This window comes from Pantoea sp. Ap-870, from assembly GCF_011752515.1.
Taxonomy (GTDB): domain Bacteria; phylum Pseudomonadota; class Gammaproteobacteria; order Enterobacterales; family Enterobacteriaceae; genus Pantoea; species Pantoea dispersa.
This window is the reverse complement of record NZ_VWXG01000004.1, coordinates 89,184-102,836: the sequence shown is the minus strand read 5'-3', so window position 1 is coordinate 102,836 and position 13,653 is coordinate 89,184. Positions and strand designations below refer to the sequence as shown.

At 58.6% G+C, this 13,653-nt stretch carries 11 protein-coding genes; 4 read left to right on the top strand and 7 right to left on the bottom strand.

What is annotated here, in order from left to right; all coding sequences use genetic code 11:
* Positions 1 to 28 precede the first annotated feature (28 nt).
* The 4 genes from hofC to nadC all read right to left on the bottom strand — a co-directional run bounded on the left by hofC (position 29) and on the right by nadC (position 4,124).
* Complete coding sequence (gene hofC / locus F3J41_RS11660; protein ID WP_021507547.1) at positions 29 to 1,228, bottom strand: protein transport protein HofC; 1,200 nt, start codon at positions 1,226 to 1,228, stop codon at positions 29 to 31.
* Complete coding sequence (gene gspE / locus F3J41_RS11655; protein WP_058770613.1) at positions 1,221 to 2,609, bottom strand: type II secretion system protein GspE; 1,389 nt, start codon at positions 2,607 to 2,609, stop codon at positions 1,221 to 1,223. Before gspE ends, hofC begins: the two co-directional genes overlap by 8 nt.
* Complete coding sequence (gene ppdD, locus F3J41_RS11650; RefSeq protein WP_058759497.1) at positions 2,602 to 3,051, bottom strand: prepilin peptidase-dependent pilin; 450 nt, start codon at positions 3,049 to 3,051, stop codon at positions 2,602 to 2,604. Before ppdD ends, gspE begins: the two co-directional genes overlap by 8 nt.
* A 176-nt stretch (positions 3,052 to 3,227) precedes the next feature.
* Positions 3,228 to 4,124 (bottom strand): carboxylating nicotinate-nucleotide diphosphorylase, encoded by an 897-nt coding sequence (gene nadC, locus F3J41_RS11645; RefSeq protein WP_059010285.1) that lies wholly within the window; start codon positions 4,122 to 4,124, stop codon positions 3,228 to 3,230.
* Positions 4,125 to 4,306: 182 nt separating this feature from the next.
* Here nadC and ampD point away from each other — a divergent pair, with 182 nt between their 5' ends.
* Together ampD and ampE are read left to right on the top strand one after the other, a co-directional pair.
* The gene (gene ampD, locus F3J41_RS11640) at positions 4,307 to 4,858 is read left to right on the top strand and encodes a 1,6-anhydro-N-acetylmuramyl-L-alanine amidase AmpD (protein WP_010618114.1); all 552 of its coding nucleotides are present in this window, start codon (positions 4,307 to 4,309) and stop codon (positions 4,856 to 4,858) included.
* A 16-nt stretch (positions 4,859 to 4,874) separates the two neighbouring features.
* Positions 4,875 to 5,729 carry a beta-lactamase regulator AmpE gene (gene ampE / locus F3J41_RS11635; protein WP_058780446.1) on the top strand — a complete coding sequence of 285 codons (855 nt, stop codon included), beginning with the start codon at positions 4,875 to 4,877 and terminating at the stop codon, positions 5,727 to 5,729.
* On the opposite strand, the gene F3J41_RS11630 is transcribed toward ampE, so the two are convergent.
* The 3 genes from F3J41_RS11630 to aroP form a co-directional block, all read right to left on the bottom strand.
* A complete protein-coding gene (locus F3J41_RS11630) occupies positions 5,711 to 6,664 on the bottom strand; it encodes a family 43 glycosylhydrolase (protein ID WP_058770611.1) in 954 nt (317 codons plus the stop codon). The two genes, ampE and F3J41_RS11630, sit on opposite strands and share 19 nt — an antisense overlap.
* Positions 6,661 to 8,067 (bottom strand): glycoside-pentoside-hexuronide (GPH):cation symporter, encoded by a 1,407-nt coding sequence (locus F3J41_RS11625; RefSeq protein ID WP_058780448.1) that lies wholly within the window; start codon positions 8,065 to 8,067, stop codon positions 6,661 to 6,663. The genes F3J41_RS11630 and F3J41_RS11625 overlap by 4 nt, the downstream gene beginning before the upstream one ends.
* A gap of 154 nt (positions 8,068 to 8,221) precedes the next feature.
* On the bottom strand, positions 8,222 to 9,577 hold the full coding sequence (gene aroP, locus F3J41_RS11620; protein ID WP_058759500.1) for an aromatic amino acid transporter AroP: 1,356 nt from the start codon (positions 9,575 to 9,577) through the stop codon (positions 8,222 to 8,224).
* A 512-nt stretch (positions 9,578 to 10,089) separates the two neighbouring features.
* Between aroP and pdhR the strand changes: the two genes are divergently transcribed.
* Positions 10,090 to 10,854 carry a pyruvate dehydrogenase complex transcriptional repressor PdhR gene (gene pdhR, locus F3J41_RS11615; protein ID WP_021507539.1) on the top strand — a complete coding sequence of 255 codons (765 nt, stop codon included), beginning with the start codon at positions 10,090 to 10,092 and terminating at the stop codon, positions 10,852 to 10,854.
* A 126-nt stretch (positions 10,855 to 10,980) separates the two neighbouring features.
* Entirely contained in the window at positions 10,981 to 13,647 is a 2,667-nt protein-coding gene (aceE, locus tag F3J41_RS11610) for a pyruvate dehydrogenase (acetyl-transferring), homodimeric type (RefSeq protein ID WP_021507538.1), read from the top strand.
* Positions 13,648 to 13,653 lie beyond the last annotated feature (6 nt).

Genomic DNA, 13,653 nt, shown 5'->3' with positions numbered 1-13,653 from the left:
TGCCGCAACGGGCGCCGCGTGCGCCCGTTTAACGTATGGCGTCTCCCAGACCAAATACCGGCAGATACATGGCAATCACCAGCGTGCCGACAATGCCGCCAATCACCACCATCATTAATGGCTCCAGCGAAGCGGCGAGGCTGTCTGCGCGCGTCAGCGTTTGCGCTTCGTGCCACTCCGCCAGCCGCGCCAGCATCACATCAAGCGCACCGGCCTCTTCACCGACGCGGATCAGCTGAGCGCACAGCGGCGTAAACAGCGGATGTCCCTGTAGCGCCTGATGCAGCGGTGCGCCAGCGGCAATATGCTGCTGTAATGCCACGATGGCATCGCGCCACAGTCGCGCGGCCAGCGTCACTTCCACCGCCTGCAGGCTTTGCAGCAGCGTCAGTCCGGCCTGCTGCGTCAGTTGCAGAATCGCATATATCTGGCTGAGCTGACCGCCGCGCCACAACGGGGCCAGCAGCGGAAGCCGCAGCAGCCACTGCTGGCAGCGCTTTTGCCACGCAACGGATCGTCGGTAGGTCAGACGCGCCAGCCACCCGGACGCCACACCGCACAACAGCAGCGGCAGCGCCGCCTGCTGCAACAGCGCCGACAGCGCCATCACGCCGGCGGTAAAGGCCGGCAGCGGTGCGTCAAAACTGGCGTACACCGCAACAAATTCCGGCAGTACAAACAGCAGCATCCCGGCGCTGACCGCCAGCGCCACCAGTAGGATGAACAGCGGATAGCGCAACGCTTTCACTACCTTCTGGCGCAGAAACTGTTGCCTGCTCTGCTGTAGTGCCAGCTGGCGGCAGCACTCGTCCAGTTGCCCGGTCAGCTCACCCACCTGCATCAGTGCCGGAAACAGCGGCGGGAAGATATCCGGCCAGGCGCGCAGCGCCTGAGAAAACGGCTCTCCGGCCATGACCCGCTGTTGCAGAAGGCTCAGCAGCACGCGCCAGCCTGCATGGGGATGGCCGCTGGCCAGCAATGTCAGACTCTCCGCCAGCGGCAGCCCGGCTTTCAGCAACGTCGCCAGCTGGCGCATCAGGTCAATTTTCTGCTGCCACTTCCAGTCGCGCGCGCGCCAGCATTTCCCGCGCTGCCAGCTCACCACCAGCATGCCGCGATCGCCCAGCTGGCCGAGCAGGGCATCCTGCGTGGGCTGCAGCGACTCGCCCTCCTGCAGCAGGCCCATGCTGTCCAGTGCCTGCCAGTGAAACTGGTAGCGATTAGCCATTGCCAAGGCCCACCACGCGCTGCATCTCCTCGAAAGAGGTGTCGCCGCGGCTCACCGCCTCCAGCCCGGCGGTCAGCAGCGTTTTCATTCCCTGCTCCGCGGCCAGCGTCAGCAGGTGCTCCAGCGGCATATCAGCCGAGATGGCGTTCTGCAATCTGCTGCTCATCGGCAGGATTTCAAACAGCGCCAGGCGGCCGTAATAACCAGAGAAGCAGTGATCGCAGCCGGGGGCACGCCAGGTTTGCAGCGTGCCGGGCCACATGTCGCCCGGCAGATGGGCAATCGCCTGGCCCGGCTGACGGCAGTGCACGCACAAACGGCGCACCAGCCGCTGCGCCACCACCAGCTGTAACGCCGGGCCAAGCAGATAGCCGGGAATGTCCATCTGCCGTAAGCGGGTCAGGGTTTCGGCCGTCGAGTTGGTGTGCAAGGTTGAGAGCACCAGGTGTCCGGTCTGCGCCGCTTTTACGGCGATGCTGGCGGTTTCAGCATCACGGATTTCGCCGATCATAATGACGTCCGGATCCTGCCGCAGCAGCGCGCGCAATACGCGGTTAAAATCGAGACCGCTCCGTGGCTGTACCTGTGTCTGGTTAATCCCCTGTAGCGGAATTTCCAGCGGGTCCTCCACGCTGCAGACGTTTTTCTCCGGCACGTTGAGGGCGCTTAGGCTGCTGTACAGCGTAAAGGTTTTGCCGCTGCCGGTTGGGCCGGTGACCAGAATCAGCCCCTGCGGTTTGGCCAGCGCGTTTTTCAGCAGGCGCAGCTGTGGTACTGGCATGCCCAGCTTATCGAGCGCAATGGCGCTGTTTTCGCTTTGCAGCAGGCGCACCACCGCTTTTTCCCCCTGGCTGACCGGCAGGGTCGACAGGCGGAACGCCGCCGGTTTGTCATCCATCTCCAGACTGAACTGGCCATCCTGCGGCAGCCGACGCTCCGCGATATCCAGACCGCCGAGAATTTTCAACCGTGCCAGCACGGCGGCGGGTGGGGCATCCGGTAACTGCGGCAGCGGATGCAGCACGCCGTCAATCCGCAGCCGTACGCGCAGCCCGTGACGCTGCGGTTCAAAGTGCACATCGGAGGCGCGTCGCTGTATGGCCTGGCGCAGAATCTGATCCACCGCGTGAATGGCGGACTCGGCGCTGGCCTGTTCGCGCGGTGCCGCACTGCTTTCTGGCTGGTGCAGCAGCTGCTCCAGCCGTGCGGCGGGCCAGCATTCGACCTCGACTGCGCACTGGCTGGCAAACTGCAGCGCCTCTAACAACAGCGGGTCTGGCGCGTCCGCGACCGCCACGCGCAAGTGCGTGGCGTCGTGGTGCAGTATCACGGCCTGATAGCGGGCACACAGCGCCTGCAGGGTGCTATCCGGCTTATCCATTGTTTTCTTCCTTGTCGGCAAAGCGGAACTGCTCGAGACAGCTGTCGCGCAGGCTGGTGTTGTCGCTGGTGCAGCTGCGTTGCCAGCTGAGTGCGCCTTCCGCCGCATTCCATATCGGCAACATTGCAACGGTTAACCCCGTCAGGCTCTCCTGGCCGGTCAGCGTAATGGCACCATTCACCACGCTCAGGTTCGCCACATAGCGTGAGCCTTTGGCGGCGGGAATACCGCGCTCGCCGGCCTGACACTGCGCCGGTCCGCCGCGCTCAATGGCGCACAGCTCCACGGCAGTTTTATAGGGCACCATGGTTTGCAGCATGTCGGTCAGCGCGGCACGTTGCAGATAATTTTGGTAAGCGGGCAGGCCAATGGCGCTGAGGATGGCGACGATACCGATAACAATCATCAGCTCGATCAGGGTAAAACCGCGTTGTTTATCCATAATGAGGCTCCTTGTTGTGGAGCCGCAACGGTAAGAAAGGGCGGGCAAAAGCGGAAGGGGGCGCGTTTCAATCCCGGAAAGGGGCGCGCAGACAATGTAGCGCGTTACAGGCGAAGCCACATGATGATGGAAGCCGGCTCGCAAACTGCCGCCAGCACCGGCGGCATGGCCAGACGTCAGACTTCGCGAAAACGCATCGACAGATCGAGTGCCTGCACGTGCTTAGTCAGCGCGCCCACCGAGACATAATCCACTCCGGTGGCGGCGATCTGCGGCAGCGTCGTCTCCGTCACGTTGCCGGACACCTCCAGCAGTGCGCGCTTCGCAGTCAGCGTAACCGCCTGCTGCATCATCGCCAGCGTGAAGTTATCCAGCATGATGATGTCGGCGCCGGACGCCAGCGCCAGCTGCAGTTCGCTGAGACTTTCCACTTCCACCTCGACCGGCACATCCGGGTGCAGCCACAGGGCTTTCTCCACCGCTTTACTGACCGAACCGCTGGCAATGATGTGGTTTTCTTTAATCAGGAAAGCGTCGGACAGGCCCAGGCGATGATTCTGCCCGCCGCCGCACAGCACCGCATACTTGAGCGCGGTGCGCAGGCCAGGCAGGGTTTTGCGCGTATCCAGCAGCTGGGTATTGCTGCCAGATAAGAGCGCCACATAGCGGTTCACGGCTGTCGCTACGCCGGAGAGCGTCTGCACAAAGTTTAACGCGGTGCGTTCTGCCGTCAGCAGCAACCGCGCCGGTCCCCGTAATTCAAACAGCAGCTGATCGGCCACCAGCGGTTGGCCGTCTTCGACGTGCCAGGTAATGGAAACGTTATTGCCCAGCTGGGTAAACACCTCTTCCACCCAGCGTTTACCACAGAAAACACCGGCTTCGCGGGTGATAACGCGCGCTTCAGCCTGCGCCGCCTGCGGCAACAGCTGGGCGGTGATGTCGCGGTCCGCGTCAACGTCACCGCCTAAATCCTCCTGAAGCGCGCGCGCCACGGTTTCCGGGATATCCAGCTGAATACGTTTAAGCAGTTCCTGACGACGATGTTCGGGATTATAACGACGCGACACCATGATTTTGCGGCTCCACCCTGCGGATTACGTGCGCTCACCTTAGCCTGATTTTGCAGCTATTGCCAGACACGCCAGGTGAAATGTTTAGTATCCTTAACTTGCTGATGCCATAACGCATTAAGTCACAAGCAGTGAGGTGGAATCATGGTATTCTCAGCCAGATTTTGTTCAGGATAACAGGCATGAAACTGGAACACGGCTGGATCACGAGCGCACGCAAGGTGCCGTCGCCGCACTTCAATGCGCGGCCGGATAACGAAGCGCCGTCGCTGCTGATCATTCATAACATCAGTCTGCCGCCGGGCGAATTTGGCGGTCCGTGGATTGACCGGCTGTTCACCGGTACGCTACCGGCTGATGCGCATCCCTATTTTGCGGATATCGCCCAGTTACGCGTGGCGGCGCACTGTCTGATTCGCCGTGACGGTGAGCTGGTACAGTATGTTTCCTTTGACCAGCGCGCCTGGCACGCCGGCATTTCGCAGTTTGCCGGACGGGAAAACTGCAACGATTTTTCCATGGGTATTGAGCTGGAAGGCACTGATACGCTGCCCTACACCGATGCCCAGTACGCTACGCTGCAGCAGGTTACCCGCCTGCTGATGCAGCATTATCCGCTGACGCCGCAGCGTATCACCGGTCACAGCGATGTTGCGCCGGAACGCAAGACCGATCCCGGTCCGGCATTTGACTGGATACGCTATAAACAGGCTATCGGGCAGGAGCACCCCTGACACCGCAGGAGCAGGTATGACGTTGTTTAGTTTGTTGTTAGTTTTGGGTTGGGAACGCCTTTTTAAATTAGGTGAACACTGGCAGCTGGATCATAGGCTTGAGCCGCTGTTTCGCGGTCGCCAGCGCTTCTCGTTGCTGCGTACGCTGCTGATGACCGTGATCGCCATGCTGCTGGTCTGGGTGGTGGTGTGGAGCCTGAAGGGCATTCTGTTTGGCGTGGCGCAGCTGCTGTTCTGGATTGTGGTCGGTTTGCTGTGCATTGGTGCCGGCTCGGTGCGGTTGCATTACCACCAGTATCTTAAAGCGGCGAGCCACGATGATGAAGCGGCCCATCAGGCGATGGCGGCAGAGCTGACGCTGATTCACGGCGTGCCGGTTGACTGTAGCGAGCGCGAATTTCTGCAGGCGCTGCAAAACGCGCTGATCTGGATTAATTTCCGCTTCTATCTTGCGCCGCTGTTCTGGTTTGTGGTCGGTGGCCCTTACGGGCCAGTGTTGCTGGTGGGGTATGCGTTTCTGCGCGCCTGGCAGAGCTGGCTGGCAAAACACCGTTCCCCGCTGGAACGCGCACAGTCCGGCATCGATCGCATTCTGCACGTGCTGGACTGGATTCCTGTGCGGCTGGCCGGTGTGGCTTATGCGCTGCTCGGCCACGGCGAGCGTGCGCTGCCGGCATGGTTTGCTGCGCTCAGCGATGTGCATCGTCCACAGTATCAGGTGCTGACCAGCCTGGCGCAGTTCTCGCTGGCGCGCGATCCGCATCTGGATAAAGTGGAAACGCCACGGGTCGCCGTGGCGCTGGCCAAACGCGTTTCGCTGGTACTGGTCGTGGTAGTGGCGCTGCTGACCATCTACGGCACGTTAGTGTGATCGGCAGGCGGCACGCCGAAATCCGGTGTGCCGTCTTCGCGCCAGGCAAAATATTTAAGCCGCGTATGGCGGTTGGGATCCCACAGCGGATCGCCCTCAATTTCGGTGTAATTCCGCGCGTGATACACCAGCACATCCTGTCCTGCTTCATCCACGGTAAAACTGTTATGCCCCGGACCGTACTGGTGATTATCCCAGCTGGTGGCAAATACCGGCCGCGCCGATTTGTGCCATGCACTGATGTCGAGCGGATCGGCCTGCGCGTCAATACTCAGTATGCCGAGGCAGTAATTTTCGTCTGTGGCGCTGGCTGAGTAGGTGACAAACAGCCGCTCGCCATGGCGAATCACCGCCGGTCCCTCATTGACGCTAAAGCCGGCACACTCCCACTCATACTCCGGCCGGCTGAGCATCAGCGGCTGGGTTTTCAGCGTCCACGGATTCAGTAACTCCGCCAGATACAGGTTGGAGTTACCGGGAATCGCCGGGTCTTTTTGCGCCCACAGATACCAGTTTTTACCCTGATGCACGAAGTGGGTGGCGTCGAGGGCGAAGGTATCGAGGTGGGTTTGCACGCGGCGGCACGGCTGCCAGTGACCGCTGAGCGGATCGGCATCATCACATACCAGCGCGTACATACGGTGCTGAAACAGCCCCTCTTTAATTTCGCGGGACGGCGCGGCGGCGAAGTAAATCACCCACTGGCCATTAATCAGGTGCAGTTCCGGTGCCCAGATCAGGGCGCTGCAGGGACCGCTGTCCGGTTTACGCCACACGGTAGTGGCTGGGGCGGTAATCAGACCGTTGAGCGTGCTGGCATAGCGCAGCTCCAGCCGATCGTACTCGGGCACCGACGCGATAAAATAATAGCCATCGCCGTGGCGCAATATAAACGGATCGGCACGTTGCGTAATAAACGGGTTAGGCCAGCTCATTTAATTTCTCCTGGTTGTGAGGTCGCGCGGCGAACAGGGGCGGACAGGTCATGGAAGTTGGCGCGACGCAGGGCGAGATCCTGCTGGATGGTGCGCATCAGCGCGCGGTCCACTTTCAGCAGGCGCACCACGCCGGCGGTGATCAGATAGCCGACGCCGGGGATCAGGGTAAACAGCAGCACAATGCCGTTAAGCGCGCTGGCAGACTGCTGCTTCGCCGCTGCGTCATAGCCATACATCGACAATAAAAACCCGACCATGGCCCCCGCTACCGCCAGTCCGACCTTGAGGAAAAACAGGTTGCCGGAGAAGCTGATCCCGGTGATGCGTTTACCGGTTTTCCATTCGCCGTAGTCATCGACATCAGCCATCAGCGACCAGTGCAGCGGCGACGGAATTTGGTGCAGGATGTTCAGCAGGAAATAAGCAATTACCACGGTGACGGTGGCGTGTGGATCGATCCAGTAAAAGCCGCTGGAGAACAGCGCCAGCGCAATGTTGGTCCAGAAAAACACCTTGAGCTTGCACCAGCGGTCGGTGAGGACTTTCGCCAGTGTGCTGCCCAGCATCATGCCGATGACGCCCAGGCTGATAAACAGCGTGGCAAAGTGCGTCGACTGGCCCATCACCCAGGTGACGTAATACATGGTGGCGGCCATGCGAATAAAACCGGGACAGACATTACAGAACGTCAGCAGCAGAATGCGCACCCACTGATCGTTCTTCCATACATCGCGCAAATCTTTCTTCAGATCATCGTTGCTCGGTACCGCCGGGCGAATACGCTCGCGCACCGTGGCAAAACAGAACAGAAACATCACCAGGCCAATCAGCGCCAGCACGCTCATCGCCAGCTGATAGCCGCGCGCTTTGTTGTCGCCGCCAAACCACTCGGCCATCGGCAGCAGCGACAGCGAGAGGATCAGCGTGGCGATGCCCACCATGACAAAGCGGTATGACTGGCAGGAGACGCGTTCACCGGGATCGTTAGTGATGACGCCGCCCAGCGAGCAGTAAGGAATATTGATGGCGGTGTAGGTCAGCGACATAAGGAAATAGGTGACAAATGCCCAGATCACCTTGTTTTCATAACTCCAGTCCGGGGTGGTAAACATCAGCACGCTGAACAGCACGTAGGGCAGCGATATCCACAGCAGCCACGGGCGAAAGCGTCCCCAGCGGCTCTGCGTGCGGTCGGCAATCGCGCCCATTATCGGGTCGGTCACCGCATCCAGCACCCGTACTGACAGCAACAGCGTGCCGACCAGCGCCGGAGCAAGGCCAAATACGTCGGTGTAGAAGTAGTTGAGGAACAGCATTATGGCACCGCCGATCATGTTGCATCCGGCGTCACCCATGCCGTATCCCAGTTTTTCTCTGAACGAGAGGGCTGCTCCTTTCATCAGTCGTCTCCTGCGACAAGTGGAGCAAAAATTATCAGCGTTAAATCAGTAACCTGGTGGGGAACAATCGGTCAGGATGATGGACAAAATACGCGGGCGGGGAAAAGTGTGAAGCGGATCGGCCCGGCAGCAGCGTGCCGGGCCCGGTGAAGCATCAGGCTTTCTGTACCCGATTTTTAACGGTATAACCCACGGCCAGCACCAGCAGCCACACCGGAATCAGCCACACTGAAATCGCCATGCCCGGCGTCATCAGCATGATCACCAGAATGGCCGCCAGGAACAGCAGGCAGATCCAGTTACCCAGCGGATACAGCACCGCCCTGAAACGGGTTGTCACGCCCTGCTGGTCTTTTTTCTTGCGGAATTTCAGGTGCGCGAGGCTGATCATCGCCCAGTTGATGACCAGCGCGGAGACCACCAGCGACATCAGCAGGCCGAAGGCTTCGCCCGGCATCAGATAGTTAATCAACACGCACAGCGCAGTGGCTACCGCCGAGACCAGAATGGTCGCCACCGGCACACCACGACGGTCCACTTTCAGCAGCGCTTTTGGCGCGTTGCCCTGCTGCGCGAGGCCGAACAGCATGCGGCTGTTACAGTAAACGCAGCTGTTATACACCGACAGCGCGGCGGTCAGGATCACCACGTTGAGCGCATTTGCCACCAGCGCATCACCCAGTTCGTGGAAGATCAGTACAAACGGGCTGGTCTCTTCGGTGACGCGCGTCCATGGCAGCAGGGACAGCAGCACCGCCAGTGAGCCGATGTAGAAAATCAGGATACGCCACAGCACCTGGTTGGTGGCTTTAGGGATGCTCTCTTGTGGATTGTCGGCTTCTGCGGCGGTGATCCCCACCAGTTCAAGGCCGCCGAAGGAGAACATGATGATCGCCATCATCATCACCAGCCCGCTGACGCCGTGCGGCAGGAAACCGCCCTGGTTCCACAGGTTGCTGACGCTGGCCTGTGGGCCGCCGTTGCCGCTAAACAGCAGCCAGCCGCCAAACAGGATCATGCCGATGACCGCCACCACTTTGATAATCGCGAACCAGAACTCCATCTCTCCGAACACTTTGACGTTGGTCAGGTTGATGGCGTTGATCACCACAAAGAAGATAGCCGCAGTGGCCCAGGTGGGGAATTCCGGCCACCAGAACTGAATATATTTGCCGACGGCGGTGAGTTCAGCCATCGCCACCAGCACATACAGCACCCAGTAGTTCCAGCCGGAGGCAAAGCCGGCAAAGTTGCCCCAGTATTTATAGGCGAAGTGGCTAAAGCTGCCGGCCACCGGCTCTTCCACCACCATTTCGCCGAGCTGGCGCATGATCAGGAAGGCAATAAAACCGGCGATGGCATAGCCGAGAATCACGGCCGGACCGGCCGATTTAATCACTGATGCGCTGCCCAGAAACAGACCGGTACCGACGGCACCGCCCAGCGCAATCAGCTGAATATGGCGATTTTTCAGGCCGCGATGCAGCGTTTCGCCATGCTGTTGTTCCATACAAACCTCATGATGTTGTTATTGTGCACCTGCAGTGCGCGCACTGTAAGGCTGTTCTATCTGTGTACGTTTTTCTTTACGGTATCCGGCGGGCTGTGTGCTAGCCTGAGCTACCCTGGCGACCAGAATAGTGATAAGCGCGCCGCTTTGCACCTGCTTTTGCTTTTTGTGCTGAGAGATGGCTGAAAAAGCAGCAGCATCCTCTGCGCTTCCCTTGCGCTATTTCTGCCATGAATAAGGCTTAAACACGAATAGCATTCGCTTATGGCTACGCAGCCTGGTGCGCGCTAATGCAGTGTAAGGTTTGGTAAAAGTGAAATCTGTTAACATTTGCCGGGCTGAGACGCTTTTCTGCCAGATCCCGGTAAGTTAGCGCACGGTAACCGGTGTCTGCGGTGAAAGTGTGCGGGGGGCCATATAGACACAAGGTGAATACTTTGTTACTTTACGGGCACCATTTTTCAATTGGTATTACCAATTTACTCCGGACGTTTGGCTCATAAGAAGGGATGATGGCCTACAGTAAAATTCGCCAACCCAAGCTCTCCGATGCAATCGAGCAGCAGCTGGAATCCCTGATTATGGAAGGGACGCTCCAGCCGGGTGAAAAACTGCTTCCCGAGCGTGAACTGGCCAAACAGTTTGATGTCTCACGTCCATCGCTGCGCGAAGCGATCCAGAGTCTGGAAGCCAAAGGCCTGCTGCTGCGCCGTCAGGGTGGTGGCACCTTCGTACAGCAGAACCTCTGGCAAAGCCTGAGCGACCCGCTGGTCGGCCTGCTTGCTGAACATCCTGAATCCCAGTTTGACCTGCTGGAAACCCGCCATGCGCTGGAAGGCGTTGCGGCCTACTACGCTGCGCTGCGCGGCACCGATGAAGACCTGCAGCGTATTCGCGACTGTCACGTCAACATCCAGCAGGCGCAGGACAGCGGCGATTTAGATGCTGAGGCCGATGCGGTCATGAAGTATCAGATCGCTGTCACAGAAGCCGCCCATAATGTGGTGCTGCTGCATTTGCTGCGTTCGATGGGCCCTATGCTGGAACAGAACGTCCGTCAGAATTTCGAATTGCTCTACGCTCGCCGCGAAATGCTGGCGAAAGTGAGCGGTCACCGCGCCAGTATCTTTGAGGCGATTGTGGCTCGTGAGCCAGAACAAGCACGCGAGGCATCCCATCGTCACCTGGCGTTCATTGAGGAAATCTTGCTGGACAGAAGTCGGGAGCAGAGCCGTCGTGAACGCTCCCTGCGTCGTTTACAGCAACGTAAGGAATAACGCACGGCAATGAACGTGCGACATAAACGACGGGCCTGTCTTCTTGTGCTGTGAATCAGAAGCAAAGCACAAGCAGACAGGCTCCTGATAATTCAACGTATTAGACACAGATAAGGAATACACCCCATGTCAGAACGTTTACAGAATGACGTGGATCCGATCGAAACTCGTGACTGGCTACAGGCGATCGAATCGGTCATCCGTGAAGAAGGTGTTGAGCGCGCGCAGTATCTGATTGATCAGGTATTGAGTGCTGCACGCAAAGGCGGTGTGAAAGTGGCAGCGGGCGGCAACGCCGTCAGCAACTACATCAACTCCATTGCGGTCGAAGATGAGCCGGAATATCCGGGTAACACCTCTCTTGAACGTCGTATCCGTTCCGCAATCCGCTGGAACGCCATTATGTCGGTTCTGCGTGCGTCGAAGAAAGATCTGGAGCTGGGTGGTCACCTGTCGTCTTTCCAGTCTTCTGCCACCATTTATGAAGTGTGCTTCAACCACTTCTTCCGCGCGCGTAGCGAGCAGGATGGCGGCGATCTGGTCTATTTCCAGGGCCACATTTCTCCGGGCATCTACTCGCGTGCGTTCCTTGAAGGACGCCTGACTGAAGAGCAGATGAACAACTTCCGTCAGGAAGTCCACGGCAACGGTCTCTCTTCCTATCCGCATCCAAAACTGATGCCGGACTTCTGGCAGTTCCCGACCGTGTCGATGGGTCTCGGCCCACTGAACGCCATCTATCAGGCGAAGTTCCTGAAATATCTGGAACACCGCGGCCTGAAAGATACCTCTAAGCAGACCGTTTACGCCTTCCTTGGCGATGGCGAGATGGACGAACCAGAATCCAAAGGGGCGATCACCATCGCTACCCGTGAGAAGCTGGATAACCTGGTGTTCATCATCAACTGTAACCTGCAGCGCCTCGACGGTCCGGTCACCGGTAACGGTAAGATCATCAACGAGCTGGAAGGCATCTTTGCCGGTGCTGGCTGGAACGTGATCAAAGTGATCTGGGGCGGACGCTGGGACGAGCTGCTGAAGAAAGATACCAGCGGCAAGCTGATTCAGCTGATGAACGAAACCGTTGACGGCGACTATCAGACCTTCAAATCACGCGACGGTGCGTACGTGCGCGAGCACTTCTTCGGTAAATACCCGGAGACCGCAGCGCTGGTGAAAGACTGGTCAGACGAAGAGATCTTCGCCCTGAACCGTGGTGGTCACGATCCGAAGAAAATCTACGCGGCACTGAAGAAAGCGCAGGAGACCAAAGGTCAGCCAACGCTGATCCTGGCGCATACCATTAAAGGCTATGGTATGGGTGACACTGCGGAAGGTAAAAACATCGCGCACCAGGTTAAGAAGATGAACATGGATGGCGTTCGCTACATCCGCGATCGCTTCAACGTGCCAGTGGCTGACGACAAGATCGAACAGCTGCCGTATGTGACCTTCGAAAAAGGCTCAGAAGAGTACAACTACCTGCACGGCCAGCGCGAGAAGCTGGGTGGCTATCTGCCAACCCGTCAGGCTGAGTTCAGCGAAAAGCTGGAAATGCCGGCGCTGGAAGAGTTCAGTGCGCTGCTGGAAGAGCAGAGCAAAGAGATCTCTACCACCATCGCCTTCGTGCGTGCGCTCAACGTGATGCTGAAGAACAAGTCGATCAAAGATCGTCTGGTGCCGATCCTCGCAGACGAAGCGCGTACCTTTGGTATGGAAGGTCTGTTCCGTCAGATTGGTATTTACAGCCCGAACGGCCAGCAGTATACGCCGCAGGACCGTGAGCAGGTTGCGTACTATAAAGAAGACGAGAAAGGCCAGATTCTGCAGGAAGGGATCAACGAGCTCGGCGCAGGGTCTTCCTGGCTGGCGGCGGCGACCTCTTACAGCACCAACAACCTGCCGATGATTCCGTTCTACATCTATTATTCGATGTTTGGTTTCCAGCGCATCGGCGATCTGATGTGGCTGGCAGGCGACCAGCAGGCGCGCGGCTTCCTGGTGGGCGGCACCTCTGGTCGTACCACGCTGAACGGCGAAGGTCTGCAGCACGAAGATGGTCACAGCCACATTCAGTCGCTGACTATCCCGAACTGTATCTCTTACGATCCGTCTTACGCGTACGAAGTGGCAGTCATCATGCATGACGGTCTGGTACGTATGTACGGCGAAGCGCAGGAAAATATTTACTACTACATCACCACGCTGAATGAAAACTACCACATGCCTGCGATGCCGCAGGGTGCGGAAGAGGGTATCCGTAAGGGTATCTACAAGCTGGAGACGGTAGAAGGCAGCAAAGGTAAAGTGCAGCTGCTGGGCTCAGGTTCTATCCTGCGTCACGTGCGCGAAGCGGCACAGATCCTGGCGAAGGATTACGGCATCGGTTCTGACGTCTACAGCGTGACCTCGTTCACCGAGCTGGCACGCGACGGTCAGGATTGTGAGCGCTGGAACATGCTGCACCCAACGGAAACTCCACGCGTACCGTACATCGCTCAGGTGATGAACGACGCGCCGGCGGTGGCATCGACCGACTACATGAAGCTGTTCGCAGAGCAGGTTCGCAGCTACGTGCCAGCCAGCGATTATCGCGTGCTGGGTACCGATGGTTTCGGCCGTTCAGACAGCCGCGAAAACCTGCGTCACCACTTCGAAGTGGATGCGTCATACGTAGTGGTTGCAGCCCTGGGTGAACTGGCTAAACGCGGCGAAATCGAGAAGAAAGTGGTGGCGGATGCGATCGCGAAATTCAACATCGATGCCGATAAAGTTAACCCGCGTCTGGCTTAAGAGGTA